Source organism: Jiangella gansuensis DSM 44835, from assembly GCF_000515395.1.
Lineage (GTDB): Bacteria > Actinomycetota > Actinomycetes > Jiangellales > Jiangellaceae > Jiangella > Jiangella gansuensis.
This window is the reverse complement of record NZ_KI911782.1, coordinates 4,037,027-4,057,427: the sequence shown is the minus strand read 5'-3', so window position 1 is coordinate 4,057,427 and position 20,401 is coordinate 4,037,027. Positions and strand designations below refer to the sequence as shown.

Here is a 20,401-nt window from a genome sequence, read left to right as displayed (position 1 = left end):
GATCATTTCCGAATGGGGCTACCGGCGCCGGGCGCAGGGACGGGCCGGTGCGACGGGGCTACGGACGATGGCCGAAGCGGGGCACGGCGGCGGCGCCGTCGGCGAAGAGCTGGATCTCGGTGACCGACCCCGGCGCCGGCAGCAGCCGGAACAGCGTTTCCGGCGGCGCGCCCAGGGCGATCCGGGTGAGCGTGCGCATCGGCATGGAGTGGGTCACGACGACGACCGTCTGGGCCGGGTGGCGCGCCAGCACCTTGTCGCGAGCCACGCCGACCCGGCGGGCGAGGTCGTCCAGCGACTCCCCGCCCGGCGGCGCCGTCGCCGTCGACGCGTACCAGCTGGCGACCTGCTCGGGGTAGCGCTCGGTGATCTCCGCCAGCGTCAGGCCTTCCCACTCGCCGAAGTGGCATTCCCGCCAGCCGTCGTCGACGCGGATGCTCACGCCCAGCCGGGCGGCGATGGCCTCGGCGGTCTGCCGGGTGCGGACCATGGGCGACGCCACGACCGCGACGGCGCCCGACGACGCGAGCAACTCGGCGGCGCGGGCCGCCTGCTCGCGCCCGACCTCGTCGAGACCCGGCCCCTCGACGCCACCGCCGCTGAACCGCCGGGCAGCCGTCAACGGGGTCTGCCCATGCCGCACGACCAGCAGCGTGGTCGGGGTGCCGAGCTCCGGGCTCCAGGCCGCGAGCCGGTTCTGCGGGCTGCTCGGCTCGGCCGGCTCCGCTCCGACGGCGCCCGGCGCCTCGGACCGGTCGGCCTGGTCCGGCGCCGCAGCCGGCTGCGCGACCACCGAGGCCGTACCGATCGGCTGTCCGTCGAGGGCCTGATTGACCAGGCGGTCGGCGTGTGTGTTCTGGGCCCGCGGCACCCAGGTGTACGTGACCCGTCCGGGCGGGAACACCCGCCGTGCCTCGAGCGCGAGCGGCTGCAGCTCCGCGTTCTTGATCTTCCACCGGCCGGACATCTGCTCGACGACCAGCTTGGAGTCCAAGCGAGCCTCGACGACGGCGTCGGGGTCGATCTGGTGCGCGGCGTGCAGGCCGGCCAGGACGCCGCGGTACTCGGCGACGTTGTTCGTCGCGACGCCGATGGCCTCGGCGACCTCGGCCAGGACCTCCCCTGCATCGGCGGTACGCACGAGCGCGCCGTAGGCCGCCGGGCCGGGGTTCCCCCGCGAACCGCCGTCCGCTTCGACGATCAGCCGGCGTCCGCTCACAAGCCGGACTCGGGCGTACGCACCAGGATGCGGCGGCACTCGTCGTGCCGGACGACGACGTCGGGCGCCAGGCCGCGGATGCGAGTGCGCTCGGCGGCGTCCAACTGCAGCCGGCAGCCCTCACACCGGCCCTGCCGCAGCGCGGCCGCACCGATACCGCCCCGCTCGGCGCGGATCTTCTCGTAGAGGGCCAGCAGGTCGGCCGGCATCTGGGCGGCCAGCGCCGTCCGCTCGGCCCGCGCCGCGGCGGCATCCTCGTCGATCTTCGACCAGGCGGCGTCGCGCGCACGCTGGACTTCCTGGGCCCGCTTGCCGACCCCTTCGCGCTCGGCGGCCAGCGCCGCGGCCTCCCGCTGTGCTTCCTCCAGACGCTCCATGATCTCGAGCTCGGCGTCCTCGAGGACGCCCTGCCGGCGGTTGAGCGAGGCGATCTCACTCTGCAGGCTCTCCAGCTCCTTGGCCGAGGAGACCTGGCCGGCGTCGAGCCGCTGCTGGTCCCGATCCTTGCGGGCGCGGACCTGTTCCACCTCGGTGTCGGCGCGCTTCTGCTCCCGCTCGAGGTCGGCGACGGCGGTGCCGGCGACCACCTCGGCGTCGCGGAGCCGGCTGTGCTCGGCGGCCAAGGTCTGCAGCTCAGCCGCCTCCGGCAGCGACGCGCGACGGTGGGCCAGCTGATCCAGCGTCTGGTCGAGAGTCTGGAGGTCGAGTAGCCGCAACTGCACGGCGGGGTCAGCGTTCAGCGGAGCCTCCTTCGTCGGCCCAGCCGACCGGTGCGCTCGTGGACGATGCGAGCATCGTCCACGGGTCGGTGGGTGTGGTCGAGACGCGAGTCTCCACCGTACTGCCCCGCGACGACAACTCCGCCGCCAGGCGTGCGGCGGCATCGGCCAGCCACGGCCATTCGCTGGCCCAGTGCGCGACGTCCACGAGGGCTGGCCCACCGGACTCCCCCGCCTCCGACGACGGGTGATGGCGCAGGTCCGCGGTGACGTACGCATCGACGCCGGCGGCCCGCACGGTGTCCAGCAGGGAGTCGCCGGCGCCGCCGCAGACGGCCACCGTCTCGACGACGGTGTCGGGGTCACCCATGGCCCGGACGCCGGCCGCCGTGGACGGCAGGCCGCGGGCGACCCGTTCGACGAACGCGGCCAGCGGTTGTGGTGTGGACAGCACGCCGATGCGGCCCAGCCCGAGGGCGGGCTCGGCGGGGTCGGCCGGCACCAGCGGGCGAGTCCCCTCCAGCCCGATGGCGGCGGCAAGAGCGTCGTTGACGCCTGGAGCGGCGCGATCGGCGTTGGTGTGCGCGACGAAGAGCGCGGCGCCACCGGTGATCAGCCGATGCACGAGCCGCCCTTTCGGCGTGGTGGCGGGTACTCCGTGCACCGGCCGCAGGAACAGCGGGTGGTGGGTGACGACGAGACCGGCGCCCCAGGAAAGCGTCTCGTCGGCCACGGCGGCGACCGGGTCGACCGCGAACAGCACTCGCCCGACCTCGGCGTCGGGGTCACCGCAGACCAGGCCGACGGCGTCCCACGGCTCGGCAAGGGCAGGCGGATACAGCCGCTCGAGGGCGGCGACGACATCGGTGAGGCGAGCCACGCACCGACCCTACCGAGCCGCACCGACGGCGGGTCCGGGCGCCGGCGTCGCTTCATAAAGACCGTCGTTGACGCCTGCCAGCACCCGCGTGAACCTGTCCCCGTGCAGGGCCCCGCGGCCACGCGAGGACGCCTGTGCACCGCCGACGGCACCGGCTTCCGGCCGGGGTCTCGGCGCATCCCACAACGGCGAACGGAGGTCGGCACCATCTGCGCTCACGACGATTCCGAGGGCTTTCCGTGGTGCGTCGAGCACGACCCGACCGGTACCTGTCTCGGCGACGTCCGGCGGCTGCCCGGCGGCGGCGCGGCCTGGCTCGAGGGCGCGGGCTCCGCGACGTTGCGCATCGCGCTCGGCCGGCCGCGCCGGGGCAACCTGTCGCAGCTCACCGCCGCTCAGGTCCGCGAGCTCATCGCCACGCTGGAAGAGCTGTCCGAACAGATGACCAGCTCGAAGCAATGAATTCGAACGCCTGTTTGACTCCCGAACTACACCGATGTCAGAATCGCCTCACCACCACCGGTCCGGCCCCTCGGCCCGATCCGGTGACACGACCACGAGGCACGGGCAAGCCCGCCGGTCGCCTCGTTCCAGCCGCTCATCGTGGGACGGCTGGCGACGACGCGACATTCATGCCCGCCGATCCGGCGCGGCTCCAGGCGAGGCCGCCCCGGCGCATGCCCGTCGGGGCGGCCCCTTGACCCCATCCAGCTCATTCCTGGAGGAGATCCGTGGTCACCGTACCCAACTCCACGCAGTCCGACATCATCGTGTGCACTGCTTTCCTGAGCGACGACGTCGGCCAGATGGTCGCGCGGCACGACACCGACGGGCCGACCATCGATGTCGCCGTGGCGCCCACTGACAGCGGTCAGCGTGTCGAGCTGTCGCTGTCCCCGGCCGAGGCGCGTGACCTCGCCGGCCAGCTCACCGAGATCGCCGACGTCGCCCAGCGGGCCGCCTGGACGCCGGCCGTGCTGACCGAGGTACGGGAGCGGTTCCTACCCGGCCACACCGACCAGCAGATCATCGAGCGGCTGGACCGGCTCGCCCGTGCCCACCGCGGCATGGCGCCCGGCCACCACGGCACGCTCGGCTGGCGAGCCGGGCGGCTGCTCACCGCCGAGCTCGGCGGTGAGGCCGTCGCCCGGGCGGTCGCGGCAATCGATGCCGCCGCCGACCACCTGGCCGCGGTGGCCACGGCGGCTGCGCCCCTGACCGAATTGCGTACGTCGCTGGACGAGCTCGCGGCGTTCTACCGGGCCGAAAGCGAGCGGCCGTGAACACCGGGCGCGGCGAATGCAAGGTCACGTGGTGCAACGAGATCGGCGACCACACGGTCCACCGGCTCTATCTCACGTCACTGGTCGCGTGGCGCGGCTCGTGGATGGTGGGCGTCAACACGGTCCAGGCCAACGACGACACGGCACACGTCGAGCTCACCGCCAGCACCCGGCGCGGCGCCGTGGCCATCGTCCCGCTCGACCCGGCCGAGGCGAAGAGCGTCGGCCGGGCACTCATCGACGCTGCGTCCCGGGCCAACCGATGACCAGGGCCGGCATCTGCCGCCGGGCCCGCGGGCTCGGCGGCCTTCCCGCACACCATGGAGGTCCAGCGTGGCGCACCGCATCTCCCCCATCGACGAGCACCCCGGCCCGGAGGCGCGCATCCCGCTCGTTCTCGAGGTCATGGACAGCCAGCCTCTCGGCCGTGCGCTGGGCACGCTCGTCCCGCCGTCCGTCGAGGGCCGCCGCTGCGCGCTGTGGACCGGGGTCGCGATCGTCGGGCACGAGATCGTCGCCGACCTCGACTGGCCCGCGCTGGCGGCCTGGGTACGTGCCGTCGAGGCCGCCCGCGGCGGCCGTGGCTGACTCCGCCGCACGCGGCCTGACGCACCTGGACGTCGTACCGGTCGATCACCGTTCGCGCGCTGCGTACCGGAATGTCTCCCTGCGGTCACCTTGTGGAGCGATGTTGCGGGAGCAAGCGTCCGTCCCCGTCCGAAAGGCAGTCCCATGTGCCACAGCCACGGCCTCGACGAGCCGCACGACCATCACCACGGCCACGGTCACACGCACAGCCACGGCCATGCCCACGGCACGGACGACCTCGACCCGGACACCGCGGTCGCGCTGGACACCTCCATCGCCGACGGCGAACTGTCGCCGTCTCAGCTGTCCCGCCGGTCACTGTTCCGGTCCGCCGGCATCGTCGGTGGCGCCACCGCGCTGGGCATGGTCGGGGTCACGCCGGCGATGGCCGAAGGACGTGGACGCCCGGCCACCACCCCGGCCGCAGGCGGCGGCCCCGTGCGGCACTGGCTGGCCGGCGACCACCACATCCACACACAGTTCAGCTCCGACGCCATGTACCGGGTCATCGACCAGGTCCAGCACGGCGCCGCGTACGGCCTGGACTGGATGGTCATCACCGACCACGGCGGCGCCACGCATGCCCGCATCGGCGTCGAGCTGGTGAACCCGGACATCCGCGCGGCCCGCGAGCTACTCCCCGACACCCTGGTCTTCCAGGGCCTGGAGTGGAACATCCCGGCCGCCGAGCACGGCACGGTGTTCGTCGCGCCGGGCCCGAACGAGGTGTCGGTTCTCAAGCAGTTCGAAACCGACTACGACGGCGGCGTGAACGGCTGGGGCGCCAACACCCCCGCCAACGAGGCGCACGCGCTGGCCGGCATCACGTGGCTCGGCGCGCAGATCGACCAGCGTCGTGTCGACGACGCGCTGTTCCTCGCCAACCACCCGGCCCGCCAGGGCATCGACAGCCCGCACGAGATCCGCGCCTGGCGCGACGCCGACCCTCGCGTCGCGGTCGGGTTCGAGGGCGCGCCGGGGCACCAGGCCGCCGGGCTGCCCGCCGGATTCGGCCCGGGGTCGGCGCGCGGCTACTACGGGGGTGGGCCCAACGCCAACTCGTTCCCCGGCTACCCGCTGGAGAGCTACCGCACCTGGGGCGGCTTCGACTGGATGACCGCCACGGTCGGCGGCCTGTGGGACAGCCTGCTGGCCGAGGGCAAGCCGTGGTCCATCAGCGCCAACTCCGACTCCCACGTCAACTGGGGCGACACCAGCCGTCGCCCCGACGGTTCCTCGTCCGACCAGTTCAACCGCGATGGCCGCTACGGTGCGCCGGTGCACGGCGGCGCGGTCAACCTGACCGCCGGCGACTTCTGGCCCGGCTTCTACTCCCGCACCCACGTCGGCTCCGACGCCCGCTCCTACCTCGCGGTCATGAAGGGCCTGCGCGACGGGCGGGTGTGGGTCGACCACGGCCGGCTGGTGAAGAACGTCGACGTCAGCGTCCGGGTGCACGGCAGCCGCGGTCCGGGTGTCCCACTCGGCTCCACACTGCAGGTGCGTTACGGCGCCCGCCTCGAGCTGGTCATCCGGATCACCGCGCAGGACCAGCCGAACTGGGCCCAGTTCGTCCCCGAGCTCAACCGGGTCGACCTCATCCAGGGCATGGTCGACCCCTCCGCGGCCGATGCCGACCGCGACAGCTTCGTCGCGCCGGAGACCACGGTCGTGAAGCAGTGGGACACCTCGGGGCGCACCGGCACCTTCGAGATCGTGCACCGGCTGCCGAACGCCTATGACCCGTTCTACGTCCGGCTGCGCGGCACCGACGGCAACCGCTCCCAGCCGGGATTCCTCGGCGCGTCCATCGACCCGGAAGGCCCCGCCATGGATGTCGTCGGCGACGCCGACCCGTGGGTCGACCTGTGGTTCTACACCAACCCCATCTGGGTGGTGCCGACCCGCTGACCTCTCCCGGAGCATCGGCGAAGCGGCGCTCACCCCTTGACCGCCCCGCTTGCGTTGATCTTGGAGTTATGGGGCTTACTCCGCCCGGAATTTCCGGCGGATTCCATCGGTCGTAGCAACGCCTGGTGGAAGGTGTTGTCCGATGCCGAAGGTGTTCTCGTGTGAGGTGCGTGAGGAGTTCTTTGAGCTGTTGTGTGGCGGGTTGTCGGCGCAGGCGGCGGCGCGGGTGGTCGGCGTGTCGTCGTGGACTGGTGTGCTGTGGTGGCGAGCATCGGGGCTTGTGGACCTATCGATCCAGCCAGGCCGCCGCGGGGGACTGCCCGGCAGCGGGGCGGCAGCGGTTCCCGGTGTCACCGGCGGGCAGCAGCGGCCGCTGGCCCGGCAGCGTCGGGCGTTGAGCAGTCAGGACCGGGCGGTGATCGCGGCGCTGCTGCGTCAGGGACTGTCGTATGCCCAGATCGGCGCGGCGATCGGGCGGGACAAGTCGGTGATCTGTCGTGAGGTGCGGCGTAACCGGGGCGGCGACGGCTCCTACTACGCGTCGGTCGCGCATCGGGCCGCGCACGAGCGTCGCCGCCGGCCGAAACCGTTCAAGCTCGTCGAGAACCCGATGTTGTGCCGGGCGATCGAGGGGTGGATGGACGATGGCTGGTCGCCGGGACTGATCGCGACGGTCCTGCGGCGCGAGCGTCCCGGCGCCGATGCTGGGGCGAGGATGGCTCGTGTGAGCCACGAGACGATCTACCAGGCGTTGTATGTGCAGACCCGCGGGCAGCTGCGCCGGGACCTGCACCGGCAGCTGAGCCTGCAACGCGCCGCGCGTCGACCACGCACCGCCGGCAAGCGGGAAAGCAGCCCGTACCGGGAGGCGTTCACGATCCGCCAACGCCCGGCCGAGGTCGCCGACCGGGCCGTCCCGGGACACTGGGAGGGCGACCTGATCGTGGGCGCCGGCAACGCGTCGGCGGTCGGCACGCTGGTCGAGCGGACCACCCGCTTCACCATGCTGCTGCACCTGCCGCAGCGCCACGACGCGGCCAGCGTAGCCGCGGTGATGATCAACCAGATGCGCGGGTTGCCCGACCATCTGCGCAGGTCCCTGACCTGGGACCGCGGCACCGAGCTGGCCGACTATCAGCGCATCCAACTCGACCTGGACATGCCGGTCTACTTCTGCGACCCGCGTTCGCCCTGGCAGCGCGGCAGCAACGAGAACACCAACCGGCTGCTGCGATTCTGGCTCACCAAGGGCAGCGACCTGTCCACCCACACCGCCGCCGACCTCGACCGCATCGCCGCCACCCTCAACCAGCGGCCCCGCCCTACCCTCGACCTAAAGACCCCAGCCCAAGCGCTGGCCGAACTGCTCGCCAACCCGGCAGCAGCATGACCGTTGCTTCCACCGCTGGACGCCGCCTCCGATGGATTCCGCCAGAACTCCAAGATCAACGGGAGGCGGGCGGGACGTCGGGCGCTCAGCCAGGCACGCGCGACGCCGCCAGACTCACCGCGCGGGCGGCTGCCACGAGCGACCGGGTGTAGTCGGCGGCGGGCTGGTGCATGACGGCGGCCGTCGGCCCGGACTCCACGATCTCGCCGTTCCGCATGACCACGACCTGCTCGCACACCCGGCCGACGACGGCGAGGTCGTGCGACACCATGACCAGCGTGAGGCCCAGCCGGGCGCGCAGGTCCATGAGCAGGTTGAGGACCTGTGCCTGCACCGACACGTCCAGCGCGCTGGTGGGCTCGTCGGCGTACAGGACGGACGGGTTCACCGACAGCGCCCGGGCGATGGCGATTCGCTGCAGCTGCCCGCCCGAGAGCTGATGGGGATAGCGGTCGAGGATCGTGCGGTCCAGCCCGACCAGCGCCAGCCACTCGGTCAGTTCCGCCTCGCTCACCCGCCGCCGCTCCAACGCCCGGACCGGTTCGCCGACCGACCGCCGGATCCGCATCCGCGGATCGAACGACGACCCGGGGCTCTGGAAGACCATCTGGTTCTGCCGGCGGAACGCTCGCGGGTCCCGGGCCAGCCAGTCGCTGATGTCGCGGCCCTCGTAGCCGACCGTGCCGCCGCCGGCCGCCACCAGTCCGCACAGCACGCGCACCAGGGTCGACTTCCCCGACCCGGACTCACCCACGATGCCCACGGCGGCGCCCTGCTCGACCGAGAGCCCCACCGACCGCAGGACCCACGGCAGGTGCCCGCCGTAGCGGAAGGACAGGTCCTGGACGTCAACGAGCGGCGCCATCGCGCTCACCTCCCACGGTCACGGCGGCGGGGTTCCAGCAGGTGTAGCGGTGCGGGCCGTCCTCGCGGGTGACCGGTGGATCCTGCGTGCAAACCTCCAGGTGGTGCGGGCAGCGGTCCCGGAACCGGCAGCCGCTCGGGAACGCCCCGAGCGGCGGGACCGCGCCCGGGATCGTCGTCAGCGGCTGCCCGATGACGGCCTCCGCCTGGTCGGGGTCGGCGTGGTCCGGGTCGGCTCCGATGAGCGCCTCCGTGTAGCGGTGGCGGGGGCGGTCGACGACAGCGGCGCCGGGCCCGCTCTCGACCAGGCGGCCCCCGTAGAGCACCGCGATGTCGTCGCTCACCTTGCGGACCACGCCGAGGCTGTGGCTGACGAAGATCACCGACATGTCGTTCTCCGCGCTGACGGTGTCGATGAGGTCGAGGATGCCCTTCTGCACGGTGACGTCCAGCGCAGTCGTGGGCTCGTCGGCGATCAGCAGCCGCGGCCGCGAGGCGATGGCCATCGCGATGAGCACGCGCTGACGCTGTCCGCCGGACAGCTGGTGCGGGTAGCGGCGGGCCAACCGGGCCGGCTCGGGCAGCTGGACCTGCGCCATCAGCTCGTGCACGCGTTCCTTGGTCTCGGCGCGGTTGAGGTCGCCGGTGAGCCGGACGGCCTCGGCGATCTGCCGCCCGATCCGCATGGTGGGGTTCAGTGCCCGCAGCGGATCCTGGAAGACCACCCCCATGTCGGCGCCTCGCACGTCGGCGAACTGGCGGTCGGTGAGCCCGACCAGTTCGCGGCCGTGGAAGACGATGGACCCGGTGACGACGGCCTCGCGCGGCTGCAGCCCCACGATGCTCATCGCGGTCATGGTCTTCCCCGAGCCGGACTCCCCGACCAGTCCGAGCCGGCGGCCCGGCGCGAGGTCGAGCTCGTCGACGGACACGATCTCGTGCGGTCCGATGCGCACGGTGAGGTCGCGGATCGACAGCATCAGGCCACCACCTTCGTCGTCTGGCGCGGGTCGAGCACGGCGCGCAGCCCGTCACCGAGCAGGTTGAAGCCCAGCACGGTGACGACCATGACCACACCCGGGATGAGCACCAGGCTCGGCGCCTCGCCCACCACGGCCTGCGCTTCGTTGAAGACCATGCCCCACGACGTCGTGGGGCGTTGTGCGCCGACGCCCAGATAGGACAGCGCGGCCTCGATGAGGATCGCCGAGGCGAACAGCAGCGACGTCTGGACGATGATGACCGGGGCGATGTTGGGCAGCACGTGGCGCAGCAGGATGAACCACCGGCCGCGGCCACCGGCCCGGGCGGCCTCGACGAACTCGCGGGCCAGGATCTGCCGGGCGGGCCCGATGGTGACCCGGGCCATCACCGGCACGAACCACGCGGTGATCGCGATCATCGTGGTGGTGTTGCCGGGGCCGATCGCGGTGGCCAGGACCAGGGCGATGAGGATGCCGGGCAGCGCGATGGCGACGTCGGTGGCCCGGCTGAGCGTCTCACGCACCAACCTGCCCGAGGCCGCGGCCAGCAGCCCCACCAGGACGCCGGGGATCAGCGCCGCGGTCGTGCTCACGACCGCCACCAGCAGCGAGTTGCGGGCACCCACCATGAGCTGGGTCAGCAGGTCCCGCCCGAGGCGGTCGGTGCCGAGCAGATGCCCGTCGGTGCCCGGGGGTGCCAGCCGGGCGGCCACGTCGAGCGTCTCGACGTCGTACGGCGTCCAGACGAGGGAGATCACTCCGACACCGACGAACACGCCGACCAGGCCGGCGCCCACCACCAGCTGCAGGGGCCATTGACGCAGACGGCTACGCACGGGCCGCTCCTTCCGCGTCGGTGATCCTCGGGTCGAGCAGCCCGTAGGCGATGTCGAGCAGGAAGTTCAGCACGAGGATCACCAGGATGATCACGAACGCGAGCGACTGGACCACGATGGCCTCCCGCCCGGTGACCGCCGACATGAGCATCCGCCCGAGGCCGGGCAGGGTGAACACGCTCTCGATGACGACGGTGCCGGCCAGCAGTCCGCCGAGTTGGAGGGCGCCGACCGTGACCAGGGGGATGGAGGCGTTGCGCACGCCGTGGCGGATCGCGGCGCCGCGCCAGGTGCGGCCCTTGGCCATCGCGGTGCGGATGTAGTCCTCCCCCAGCACGTCGAGCATGCTGGATCGCACGAACCGCGTGAACACACCGGTCAGCGCGATCGAGAGCGCGATCAGCGGCAGGGTGAGGCTGCGCAGCGCTCCCACCACGCTCTCGGACCAGGGGATGTAGCCGCCGGACGGCAGCCACCCCAGCTGCACCGAGACGAGACTGATGAGCAGCAGTCCGACCCAGAACGGCGGAATCGCGATGCCCAGTTGCGCGACGACGTCGACGAGCCCGCCGCGGGCGTCGCGCGCGTGCAGGGCGGAGTAGGTACCGGCGACCACGCCGAGCAGCAGCGACACGACGAGCGAGATCAGCGCCAGGCTCAGCGTCAGCCCCAGCCGGGCGACGATCTCGTCGAAGATGTCGTAACCGGCCGCGTACGACTGGCCGAGGTCGCCGCGGAACAGCCCGCCGATCCAGCTGGCGTACTGCTCGGGCCAGGACCGGTCCAGCCCCAGCTCCGCCCGCAGCGCCTCGCGGGCTTCGGGCGTGCTCCCCTGGCCGAGGATGACGGTGGCGACGTCGCCGCCGAGCATCCGCATCAGGACGAACACGACGATGGATCCAGCCAGCGCCGACGCCAGCAGCACCGCGGTCTTGCGGACGACCAGGCGAATCACGTGACCTCCTCCCCGATCCGGACGAGGGTGGGTTGCGCGGCGACCGGCGCCGCGCAATTGCTCGTCAACCGGCGGTGCGACGGATGCGGGTTTCCGCCGCGAGCGCCGCATCCATACGGTTCACGACGGCGTCGAGCTCGCGGTCGCCGTGAGCGGCCGAAACGTACCAGATGCCGCGCGGCGCCACCCACACTCCGTGCGCGACGAGGACCTCGACGAACCTCGCGTAGCGGGCGGCGTCGATGGTGCCCAGCTGCGCGTGGTGGTGGATGGGGTGCGGGTCGCCGAAGGACGCGTGGAAGGCGACCGGCAGGCCCTGCACCCGCAGCGGGACGCCGTGCGCCGCCCCGAGTTCCCGGATCCGGCTCATCAGGGCCGCGCCGTGCGTCTCGATGCGCTCGTACGGCGGATCCTGCCGTAGCTCGGTCAGGGTGGCGATCACGGCCGCGCACGCCGGGATCGAGGAGTTGAAGGTGCCGGAGTGGACGACCCCGGTGGTGAGCTGGTCCATCAGGGCGGCGGACCCGGCCAGCGCGGAGACCGGCCAGCCGCCGGCCATGGCCTTGCCGTAGACGGCCAGGTCGGGAGTGACTCCGTACCGTTCGGCGGCGCCGCCCAGCGCCACCCGGAAGCCGGTGATGACCTCGTCGAAGATGAGCACGGCACCGGTGCGGTCGCACAGCCGGCGCACCTCGGCCAGGAACCCGTCGCGGGGTTGGATGGCGGCGCTGTTGCACATGACCGGCTCGACGATGACGGCGGCGACGTCGTCGTGGTTGGCGAACACCTTCTCCAGGGCCGTGAGGTCGTTGTACGGCAGGAAGTAGGTGTCGTCCAGGTGGTGGGCCAGCTGGCCGGCACTGCCCGGGCGGATCTGACCGTCGACGCTGGTGACCAGCATGTTGTCGAGCCAGCCGTGGTAGGTGCCCTCGAACCGGACGAACTTGGTGCGGCCGGTGGCCGCGCGCGCCAGCCGGAGCGCGGCCTGGTCGGCTTCGGTACCGGTCAGGCCGAAGCGCACCCGCTCGGCCCAGCCGACGGTGTCGAGGAAGAGCTCGCCGGCCTCGTTCTCGAGCACGTGCTGCGAACCGAAGACCGAACCGCGCCGTGATTCCCGGGCGACGACGGCGTTGACCGCCGGGGCGGCGTGGCCGAGCAGGCTCGGGCCCTGGCCGAGCAGGTAGTCGACGTAGTCGTTGCCGTCGATGTCGTAGAGCCAGGCGCCCTCCCCCCGGTCGAAACACACTCTCGGCCCGCTGAGGCGCACGTTGGAGTGGACACCGCCGGGGGTGAGGTCCCGGGCCCGCTGGTCGAACTGCGCGGATCGCGTGTGAGTCGTGGACGTCATCAGCCTCTTCCTGTTCGACCGAGGTTCCAGTAGATGAGTTACTGTTTCCGTCAGGTGAAGTGATGCTACGTGAGCGGGCACTCCCGGTAAAGGTCATATTTCCACCGAGGTGCCACAGACTGAATCAGCCGTCCCATCTGTTGACACTTCTATCAGGCCCGGATAGGTTCACTCAACAGTCAGCGGCCGGGGGCTTTCTGCACCGGCCGGGCGTACCGCGAGGTCATCGAACGGACACCACGACGCCGGGTCCGGCGCCGTGTCGAACCGACGAGCGGAGAGCAGCGAACGCATGCAGGAGCCGCAGGTCAACCACCGGTCGCTTGCCGGCGGCGTCGTCCTCACCACCGTCACCGGCCAGTCCGCCGGGCCGACGCTCGCCCTACTCGGCGGCGTCCACGGCGACGAGGACGAAGGTGTCCTGGCGGTCCGCCTCGTGCTGAGCGAACTGCGTGGTCTCCCGTTGCGCGGCACGGTCCGCGCGGTCGCCGTCGCCAATCCGCCCGCCTGGGACGCGCACAGCCGGACCAGCCCGCTCGACGGCGGCAACCTCGCTCGCAGCTTCCCCGGCGATCCGGCCGACGGACCCACCGCGGCCATCGCGGCCGCCGTCACGGCCGAGGTCATCGAGGGCAGCGACGCGCTGGTCGACCTGCACTCGGCCGGCATCCGCTACCGCATGCCGCTGCTGGCGGGGTACTGCGCGGACGGCCCGGCCGGTGCCGCCTCGGAACGGCTGGCGGTCGCGTTCGGCGCCCCGGTCGTCTGGCGGCACCCCGCGTCCGCACCAGGCCGGTCGCTCTCCGTCGCGGCACAGGCCGGCATCCCGGCCATCTACGCCGAATGTTCCGGCGGAGGCAGCATCCGGGCACACGAGCTGGACACCTACGTCGCGGGCGTGCTGCGTGTCCTCGCCGAATTGGGCATGCTGCCGTCGTCCGGCGACCGCCCCGCGCCGCCCCGGTGGGTGCACGGCCAGGGCGACCTCGACACCGGCGCCGCCGCCGGCGGGCACGGCTTCTTCGTCTCGTCGGTCCGGGCCGGCGACGTCGTACGCCGCGGCGAGGAGATCGGGCGGTTCCACGATCACGACGGCGAGTCCGCGCATCCGGTCGTCGCGCCCGGTGACGGCATGGTCATGTTCCTGCGGCGCCAGGCCCGTACCGCGACCGAAGACGTGCTGTTCGTCCTCGCCGGCCTGGACGGCCGAGAGGAGGCCGGAGCATGAGTACTCCGACCCACGGCCTGGCGCGCTACGCCGCAGACCTGCCGGCGGTCGACCGGTTCGTCACCCTCGGCGAGGGCGGTACACCGGTCATCGCACTGGACCGCCTCGCGTCCCGGCTGGGCCTCGGGCGGCTGTCGGCGAAGCTCGAGACGGCCAACCCGACCGGGTCCTACAAGGACCGGGTCGCCGCGATGACGGTCTCCCTGGCCCGCCATCAGGGCTACCGCGGCTGGGTGGCCACGTCGTCCGGCAACGCCGGCCTGGCGATGGCGGCCTTCGGCACCCGCGCCGGCCTGCCCGGCTTCCTGTGCGTGGTGTCCACCGCGCCGCAGGAGAAGCGGGTGCCGCTGGTGCCGTACGGCATCGGCGTCGTGGCCGTCGACGGCGTCGGCGACGGCGCGTCGGCCACCAGTGGCACCGGGCTGATGGCGCACGTGGCCGCGGCGGCCGAACGGCACGGGCTGTTCCTCGCCATCACCGCCAACGCGCACAACCCGCTGGGCATGCGCGGCATCGACACCCTCGGCTACGAGCTGGCCGAGCAGGTGCCGGACATGACCCACGCGTACGCACCCACCGGCGGCGGCGGGCTGGCGGCGTCGCTGGCCCGCGGGTTGGCCACCCGGTCACAGCAGGCCGCCGTCGTCGTCTGCCAGCCGCTCGGGTGCGCGCCGATCGCCCGGCACCTCGCCGGTGAGCTCGACCAGCCCGTCGTCGGCGGCTGCGACACCTTGATCTCCGGCCTGCAGCTGCCGGCCCCACCGGACGGACAGCTGGCCGTCGACGCCGTCCGGGCCTCCGGCGGCTGGGGCACCGCTGTCGACGACGCCGCCATCCTGCGGGCGCAGCAGCTGCTCGCCACCGCCGAGGGTGTCTTCGTCGAACCGGCAGCGGCGACCAGCCTGGCCGCGCTGCTCGACGACCACGAGCGCGGCCGGCTGCGCGGTGACGACCACCCGGTACTGATCCTCACCGGCGCCGGCTGGAAGGACCAGAGCCGCTTCGCCGCTCCCGCCGCACGCATCCCCACCGCCCAGGTCGACGACGTGCCCCAGGCCATCGCCGACTGGGCCCGGCACGTCTGACCGCCCCGGACCACGAGAGGAGACCTCGCCCCATGCTCCGCATCGCTCTGCTCGGCCTGTCGCACGAGGCCAACACGTTCTCGGCGCATCCGGTCGACGCCGCCGTCGTCGAGGGGGCCACGCTGCGCGGCGCGGAGATCGTGGAGCGGCACGCGGGCGGCACCAGCACCGTGTCCGGTTACCTCGCCGCCTGCGACAAGCACAGCGTCGAGGCCGTGCCGCTGGTGATGACGCACCTGGTGCCGTCCGGGCCCATCACCGCCGACGCCCTCGACGCCCGGACCGAGGAGATGGTGTCGGCGCTGCGCCGCTCCGGTCCGTTCGACGGCGTCCTCGTCGACCTGCACGGTGCGGCCGTCAGTGCGCAGATCGCCGACGTCGACGGCCACCTGCTGCGGTCCATCCGGGCGGCGGTCGGGCCGGACGTCCCGATCGGGGTCTCACTAGACCTGCACGCCAACATCAGTGCCGCGATGTGTGAGCACGCCGACGTCCTCAACACCTACCGCACCAACCCGCATGTGGACGCGCGCGAGGTCGCCGAGGAAGTGGGCGACCTGACCATCCGGGCGGCGCGCGGCGAGATCCGCCCGGCGCTGGCCTACCTACCGGTGCCCACCACGATCAACATCCTGTGCCAGAACACCGACGAGCCGCCGATGCGGGACCTGATGGACCGGGTCCGGGCGCTGATGGACGAGCCGGGCGTGCTGTCGGCCACCGTCGCCGAGGGGTACCCGTACGCCGACGTCCCGGAGATGGGCATGAGCGTCGTGGTCATCACCGACGGCGACGACGCCGCGGCGGCCGCCCACGCCCGCGCGCTCGCCGGTGAGGTGTGGAACCGCCGCGCCCAGTTCGACGTCACCGGCACCACGCCGGCACAGGCCATCGCCGCCGCGCAGCGTGCGGAAGGGACGCCAGGGGCTCCGGTTCTGCTGCTCGACGTCGGCGACAACATCGGTGCCGGCTCACCCGGCGACTCGGTGGTGTTGCTCGGCGCCGCACGTGCGGCCGGATTCGCGAGCCTGCTCACCATCGTCGCCGACCCCGTCACCGCCGCCGCGTGTACGGCCGCCGGCGTGGGCGCGCAGGTGACGGTGACCCTCGGTGCCCGCACCGACCCCGCCACCGGGCCGCCGGTCGAAGCCACGGCGACCGTGCTCGCCCTGCACGACGGGACGTTCGACGCGACCGGCCCGGTACACGCCGGCTGGAGCCACTTCGAGGCCGGGCCCAGCGCCGCCGTCCGCCTGGACACCGGCCAGACGGTCATCGTCACCACCGAGGTGGTGCTGCCGTTCAGCGTCGACCAGCTCACCACGCTCGGGCTGGCGCCCGCGGACTTCGCCGCGATCGTCGCCAAGGGCGTGCACTCGCCGCTGGCCGGCTACGGGCCGCACGTCGCCGACATCGTGCGCGTCGACACCCCGGGCATCACCGCCGCCAACCTGCACCGGTTCTCCTACCTGAACCGGCGCCGGCCGCTGTACCCGTTCGAGATCCACACCACGTTCGACGGAGGTGTCGCATGAGAGTCCTCGTCACCGGCGCGGCCGGGCGAGTCGGCGCGAACATGGTCCGCCGGCTGCGCGCGGCCGGTGCCGACGTGCGGGCGATGGTCCTGCCCGGCGACCCGCAGCGGGCCAAGCTCGACGGCCTGGACGGCGTCGAGATCGTCGAGGCCGACCTCGGCGACCAGAGCGCTGTCGACGCCGCCACCCGAGGCGTCACGCATGTCGTCCACCTCGCCGCCCAACTGGTGCGCGGCGACACCCCCGTCGACCGGTTCTACGACGTCAACGCGTTCGGCACGCTGCGGCTGCTGGAGGGCGTGGTCAAGAGCGGCGGGGTGGAGCGGTTCCTGCTCGCCAGCACCGACGGCACTTACCGGCCGGGCGACCCGCCGCTGGTGCCGCTGCCCGAGGACGCGCCGCAGGTGCCGGCCGACTACTACGGGACCGCCAAGCTGCTGGGCGAGGTGATTTTGCGCAACCACGCCGTCCAGTACGACATCCCGTTCGCGATCACCCGGTTCGCCACGGTGCTCGACCCGGCGGAGGCGCGCAGGTACTTCCGGGTAGCCTCGGTCCGGACCATGCTGAGGCGGGTCGAACTGGGCCGCGACAGCAACATCTGGCCGCTGTTCCGCCAGAATCCGGAGCTGGCCGAGCTGTTCGACGACGCGGTCGGCGATGCCGCCGACGACGTCGCCGTCGGGCTCACCGGGCCGGACGGGCCGTGGAGCATCCACCTGCTCGACGTCCGCGACGCGGTGGAGGGGCTGTACCTGGCCCTCACCGTGCCCGCCGCCACCGGTCGCGCGTTCAACATCACCGCCGCCGAGCCCACCACGTTCGAGGACGGCGCCGACGTCGTCGCGGAGCTGGACGGTGTCCCCCGCCTGAGTGTCCGGCTACCGCTGACGTGGCGGCTGGAGATGGCCGTCGACGCCGCTCGGGACATCCTCGGCTACCGGCCCCGGCACGACTTCCGCGCCATGGTCGAGTCGGCCATCGCCGCCGAGTCCGGCGGCACCGGCGCCACCGACAGCTTCGTCCCGGCCAGGATCTGACATGGCCAGCCCTTCGGACCGGCTCGACGCCACCCGGCTGGCCGTCGTCACCGGCGGCGGCACCGGCATCGGCCGGGCGATCACGCTCAGGCTGGCCCAGGCCGGTTACCGCTGCCTGATCGCCGGCCGGCGGGAGGAGAAGCTCGACGAAACCGCCCGGCTGGCCGGTCCCGCTCCGGACGTCGTCACCGTCGTCGCCGACGTCACGACACCGGACGGGCGGGAGGCCATCATGGCCGCCGCCGACCAGCAGCCGGAACCGCTCACGGCGCTGGTCAACAACGCCGGCGACACGTACATCGCTCCCCTGTTCGCGCAGGACCTCGAGCGGTGGCGGGAGAACCTGGCCCTGAACGTCGAGGCGACCGCGTTCCTGTCCTTCGAGGCGATCCGGCGGATGCGCGGCCGGGACGGCGCGGGCATCGTCAACATCGCCTCCGTCTACGGCGAGGTCGCCCTCAACCCCGTCTTCTACCCCGAGCGCATCTCCCCGGACACCCCCGACGGGCCGGAGCGCGGCGTCGCCTACGCGGCATCGAAGGGCGCCGTCCGGCAGCTGACCCGGGAGCTCGCGGTGGCCGCGGCGTCGTCGGGCGTCCGGATCAACACCGTCTCCCCCGGGATGATCGGCCTGGAGCACCACGAGCTCAGCCCCGCCGACGTGGACCGGTTCGCCGCTGCCACCCCCCTGGGGCGCCTCGGCAGGCCGGACGAGATCGCCGGTGCGGTCGCCTTCCTGCTGTCCGGCGAGGCGTCCTTCATCACCGGGGCGGAGATCGTCGTCGACGGGGGCTGGACCCTGTGGTGATCGACATGAACACCGGAGCGACCCGCACGCACTGTCAGGAGGTCCTCACATGACACGGTTCACCAGTGACGACGGCTTCGCCGCCCTGTGGTCGGACGCGCTGAGCCGCCGGCAGCTCCTGCGCGCCGCCGGTGTGGGCCTGGCGGCCGTCGGCCTCGGCGGTGCGGCCGCCGCCTGCACGGCGCAGACGCCGGCCGGCGACACCGGTGGAAGCAGCGGCTCGCCCGGGTCCACCAGCTCGCAGCTGCGTGCGGCCATGGCGAACACCTTCAGCGACCTCGACCCGACCACCGCGTCGGCGGTCGGCACCATCGCCATCAACCGGTTCGTGTACGAGTCGCTCTACCGGCTCGACCCGTTCCCGCCGCGGGCGGACCTGTCGCCCGAGCTGGCGACCGACCTGCCGCACGAGGTCGACCCCACGACGTACCGGATCCCGCTGCGCTCCGACGTGGTGTTCCACGACGGCAGCCCGCTGACCGCCGACGACATCGTCTTCACCATCGAGCGCATCAAGGACCCCGCCGCGGGGTCGCTGTTCGCCCGGTTCTTCGAGATCGTCCAGTCCGTCCAGGCGGTCGGCGACCACGAGGTCGAGATCCTCCTCACCCAGCCCACCACCCTGCTCGCGCAGCGGCTGGTCCTGGTCAAGGGCATGTCCAGGCGGGCGGTGGAGAGCTCGCCGGAGGCGCTGACCGTCACCCCCGTCGGCACCGGGCCGTATCGCGTCACCTCGGTCGCCTCCGGGCAGGAGGTGTCCATGACACTGTTCGAGGACTACTCCGGCCCGGCGCGCATCGCCTTCGACGAGCTCACGGTGAACGTCACCGTCGACGGCAACGCCCGCGTGTCCGGCCTGCGCAGCGGCCAGACCCGCATCGTCGAGGACGTCCCCAGCAGCTCGTTCGACAGCCTGGCGGCCACCGAGGGCATCGAGGCCGAGGGCGCCAGCGGCGACCACCAGACCGGCCTCATGTTCCACTGCGGCAAGCCGCCCTTCGACGACCACCGGGTCCGGCAGGCCGTCGTCTACGCGATCGACCGCGACACCATCAGCCAGACCAGCTTCTTCGGCCACGCGACCCCCGCATGGGACGGCGTCATCACCCCCGACAACCCCGAGTACGCCGCCCCGGACGTCGTCTACCGGTACGACCCCGACCAGGCCCGGACCCTGCTCGCCGAGGCCGGCTACGGCGACGGCGGCATCCCGATCGACTTCCTGGCCGGCAACCTGGAGTTCCTCGCCTCGCAGACGCCGATCATCGAGGAGAACCTCCGCGCGGTCGGGTTCGAGCCGAACGTGATCCCGGGCGAGCTGGAGTCGCTGTACTCGCGGGTCACCGAGGGCAGCTACAACCTGTTCCTGATCAAGAGCGACACCGCGGCACTGGGTGCGACGGACGCCGAGTTCCTGCTGCGGTGGTCGTTCTACGGCACCATCCCGCGCGAGTTCCTGTACTGGAACACGCCCGAGCGCGACCGGGTGGAGCAGCTGCTGGATCTGGCCCTGACGACGGCCGACGCCGCCGAGCGGTCCGCGGCGCTGGCCGAGGCACAGAACATCCTCCAGACACAGACGCCGCTGGCGCGGCTGCACCGCGCCGACTACCTGACCGGGTGGTCCAGCACGCTGCAGGGATTCCGGCCGCTGCCCACCTCCGGGTTCGAGCTCGACGGGGTCACCGGATGACCCGCGGCCGGCCGGTCACCGGTCATGCCGGGCGGA

20 protein-coding genes are annotated in these 20,401 nt (G+C 72.5%); 12 read left to right on the top strand and 8 right to left on the bottom strand.

Features of this window, described 5'->3' with window-relative positions; genetic code table 11:
* Positions 1 to 58: 58 nt before the first annotated feature.
* The 3 genes from JIAGA_RS0119035 to JIAGA_RS30875 are packed head-to-tail and all read right to left on the bottom strand — an operon-like array spanning position 59 to position 2,818.
* Positions 59 to 1,219 (bottom strand): bifunctional RNase H/acid phosphatase, encoded by a 1,161-nt coding sequence (locus tag JIAGA_RS0119035; protein ID WP_026876894.1) that lies wholly within the window; start codon positions 1,217 to 1,219, stop codon positions 59 to 61.
* Complete coding sequence (locus tag JIAGA_RS0119030; RefSeq protein ID WP_211239734.1) at positions 1,216 to 1,941, bottom strand: zinc ribbon domain-containing protein; 726 nt, start codon at positions 1,939 to 1,941, stop codon at positions 1,216 to 1,218. The genes JIAGA_RS0119035 and JIAGA_RS0119030 overlap by 4 nt, the downstream gene beginning before the upstream one ends.
* A gap of 7 nt (positions 1,942 to 1,948) precedes the next feature.
* Complete coding sequence (locus JIAGA_RS30875; protein WP_035812714.1) at positions 1,949 to 2,818, bottom strand: Nif3-like dinuclear metal center hexameric protein; 870 nt, start codon at positions 2,816 to 2,818, stop codon at positions 1,949 to 1,951.
* Positions 2,819 to 2,920: 102 nt separating this feature from the next.
* On the opposite strand from JIAGA_RS30875, the gene JIAGA_RS0119020 reads away from it, so the two are divergent.
* The 6 genes from JIAGA_RS0119020 (at position 2,921) to JIAGA_RS0118995 (ending at position 7,990) form a co-directional block, all read left to right on the top strand.
* On the top strand, positions 2,921 to 3,280 hold the full coding sequence (locus JIAGA_RS0119020) for a hypothetical protein (RefSeq protein ID WP_026876892.1): 360 nt from the start codon (positions 2,921 to 2,923) through the stop codon (positions 3,278 to 3,280).
* A gap of 269 nt (positions 3,281 to 3,549) precedes the next feature.
* Positions 3,550 to 4,101, top strand: coding sequence for a hypothetical protein (locus tag JIAGA_RS0119015; protein ID WP_026876891.1), 552 nt, complete (start codon positions 3,550 to 3,552; stop codon positions 4,099 to 4,101).
* Positions 4,098 to 4,367 (top strand): hypothetical protein, encoded by a 270-nt coding sequence (locus tag JIAGA_RS0119010; protein ID WP_026876890.1) that lies wholly within the window; start codon positions 4,098 to 4,100, stop codon positions 4,365 to 4,367. The genes JIAGA_RS0119015 and JIAGA_RS0119010 overlap by 4 nt, the downstream gene beginning before the upstream one ends.
* 67 nt (positions 4,368 to 4,434) lie before the next feature.
* On the top strand, positions 4,435 to 4,689 hold the full coding sequence (locus tag JIAGA_RS0119005) for a hypothetical protein (RefSeq protein WP_026876889.1): 255 nt from the start codon (positions 4,435 to 4,437) through the stop codon (positions 4,687 to 4,689).
* A 144-nt stretch (positions 4,690 to 4,833) separates the two neighbouring features.
* Complete coding sequence (locus JIAGA_RS0119000; RefSeq protein ID WP_026876888.1) at positions 4,834 to 6,600, top strand: CehA/McbA family metallohydrolase domain-containing protein; 1,767 nt, start codon at positions 4,834 to 4,836, stop codon at positions 6,598 to 6,600.
* 142 nt (positions 6,601 to 6,742) lie between these two features.
* On the top strand, positions 6,743 to 7,990 hold the full coding sequence (locus JIAGA_RS0118995) for an IS30 family transposase (RefSeq protein ID WP_026876277.1): 1,248 nt from the start codon (positions 6,743 to 6,745) through the stop codon (positions 7,988 to 7,990).
* Positions 7,991 to 8,075: 85 nt separating this feature from the next.
* Here the strand turns inward: JIAGA_RS0118995 and JIAGA_RS0118990 are convergent, their stop codons facing one another.
* The 5 genes from JIAGA_RS0118990 to JIAGA_RS30860 all read right to left on the bottom strand — a co-directional run bounded on the left by JIAGA_RS0118990 (position 8,076) and on the right by JIAGA_RS30860 (position 12,976).
* Positions 8,076 to 8,855, bottom strand: coding sequence for an ABC transporter ATP-binding protein (locus tag JIAGA_RS0118990; protein WP_026876887.1), 780 nt, complete (start codon positions 8,853 to 8,855; stop codon positions 8,076 to 8,078).
* On the bottom strand, positions 8,839 to 9,834 hold the full coding sequence (locus JIAGA_RS30870) for an ABC transporter ATP-binding protein (protein WP_051426268.1): 996 nt from the start codon (positions 9,832 to 9,834) through the stop codon (positions 8,839 to 8,841). Before JIAGA_RS30870 ends, JIAGA_RS0118990 begins: the two co-directional genes overlap by 17 nt.
* On the bottom strand, positions 9,834 to 10,673 hold the full coding sequence (locus JIAGA_RS30865; protein ID WP_035812711.1) for an ABC transporter permease: 840 nt from the start codon (positions 10,671 to 10,673) through the stop codon (positions 9,834 to 9,836). Before JIAGA_RS30865 ends, JIAGA_RS30870 begins: the two co-directional genes overlap by 1 nt.
* A complete protein-coding gene (locus JIAGA_RS0118975; RefSeq protein ID WP_026876886.1) occupies positions 10,666 to 11,628 on the bottom strand; it encodes an ABC transporter permease in 963 nt (320 codons plus the stop codon). The genes JIAGA_RS30865 and JIAGA_RS0118975 overlap by 8 nt, the downstream gene beginning before the upstream one ends.
* A gap of 64 nt (positions 11,629 to 11,692) precedes the next feature.
* Positions 11,693 to 12,976, bottom strand: a complete 1,284-nt coding sequence (locus tag JIAGA_RS30860) for an aspartate aminotransferase family protein (protein WP_035812710.1) — start codon at positions 12,974 to 12,976, stop codon at positions 11,693 to 11,695.
* A 292-nt stretch (positions 12,977 to 13,268) separates the two neighbouring features.
* On the opposite strand from JIAGA_RS30860, the gene JIAGA_RS33305 reads away from it, so the two are divergent.
* Genes JIAGA_RS33305 through JIAGA_RS0118940 form a run of 6 tightly spaced genes read left to right on the top strand, consistent with a single transcriptional unit; the run spans position 13,269 to position 20,365 of the window.
* Positions 13,269 to 14,204 (top strand): succinylglutamate desuccinylase/aspartoacylase family protein, encoded by a 936-nt coding sequence (locus JIAGA_RS33305; protein WP_051426267.1) that lies wholly within the window; start codon positions 13,269 to 13,271, stop codon positions 14,202 to 14,204.
* Complete coding sequence (locus JIAGA_RS0118960; protein ID WP_026876885.1) at positions 14,201 to 15,289, top strand: pyridoxal-phosphate dependent enzyme; 1,089 nt, start codon at positions 14,201 to 14,203, stop codon at positions 15,287 to 15,289. Before JIAGA_RS33305 ends, JIAGA_RS0118960 begins: the two co-directional genes overlap by 4 nt.
* 32 nt (positions 15,290 to 15,321) lie before the next feature.
* Entirely contained in the window at positions 15,322 to 16,824 is a 1,503-nt protein-coding gene (locus tag JIAGA_RS0118955; protein ID WP_026876884.1) for a M81 family metallopeptidase, read from the top strand.
* On the top strand, positions 16,821 to 17,864 hold the full coding sequence (locus JIAGA_RS33300; protein ID WP_051426266.1) for an NAD-dependent epimerase/dehydratase family protein: 1,044 nt from the start codon (positions 16,821 to 16,823) through the stop codon (positions 17,862 to 17,864). The genes JIAGA_RS0118955 and JIAGA_RS33300 overlap by 4 nt, the downstream gene beginning before the upstream one ends.
* Before the next feature lies 1 nt (position 17,865).
* Entirely contained in the window at positions 17,866 to 18,672 is an 807-nt protein-coding gene (locus tag JIAGA_RS0118945; RefSeq protein ID WP_026876883.1) for an SDR family NAD(P)-dependent oxidoreductase, read from the top strand.
* Between the two features lie 49 nt (positions 18,673 to 18,721).
* Complete coding sequence (locus JIAGA_RS0118940) at positions 18,722 to 20,365, top strand: ABC transporter substrate-binding protein (RefSeq protein ID WP_026876882.1); 1,644 nt, start codon at positions 18,722 to 18,724, stop codon at positions 20,363 to 20,365.
* Positions 20,366 to 20,401 lie beyond the last annotated feature (36 nt).

Bases quoted from the DNA above. Each gene is read 5' to 3' on its own strand.
- JIAGA_RS0118940 (WP_026876882.1), top strand. From the start codon at position 18,722: ATGACACGGTTCACCAGTGACGACGGCTTCGCCGCCCTGTGGTCGGAC.
- JIAGA_RS30870 (WP_051426268.1), bottom strand. From the start codon at position 9,834: ATGCTGTCGATCCGCGACCTCACCGTGCGCATCGGACCGCACGAGATC.
- JIAGA_RS0118945 (WP_026876883.1), top strand. From the start codon at position 17,866: ATGGCCAGCCCTTCGGACCGGCTCGACGCCACCCGGCTGGCCGTCGTC.
- JIAGA_RS33305 (WP_051426267.1), top strand. From the start codon at position 13,269: ATGCAGGAGCCGCAGGTCAACCACCGGTCGCTTGCCGGCGGCGTCGTC.
- JIAGA_RS30860 (WP_035812710.1), bottom strand. From the start codon at position 12,976: ATGACGTCCACGACTCACACGCGATCCGCGCAGTTCGACCAGCGGGCC.
- JIAGA_RS0119000 (WP_026876888.1), top strand. From the start codon at position 4,834: ATGTGCCACAGCCACGGCCTCGACGAGCCGCACGACCATCACCACGGC.
- JIAGA_RS0118955 (WP_026876884.1), top strand. From the start codon at position 15,322: ATGCTCCGCATCGCTCTGCTCGGCCTGTCGCACGAGGCCAACACGTTC.
- JIAGA_RS0118960 (WP_026876885.1), top strand. From the start codon at position 14,201: ATGAGTACTCCGACCCACGGCCTGGCGCGCTACGCCGCAGACCTGCCG.
- JIAGA_RS33300 (WP_051426266.1), top strand. From the start codon at position 16,821: ATGAGAGTCCTCGTCACCGGCGCGGCCGGGCGAGTCGGCGCGAACATG.
- JIAGA_RS0118995 (WP_026876277.1), top strand. From the start codon at position 6,743: ATGCCGAAGGTGTTCTCGTGTGAGGTGCGTGAGGAGTTCTTTGAGCTG.
- JIAGA_RS0118990 (WP_026876887.1), bottom strand. From the start codon at position 8,855: ATGGCGCCGCTCGTTGACGTCCAGGACCTGTCCTTCCGCTACGGCGGG.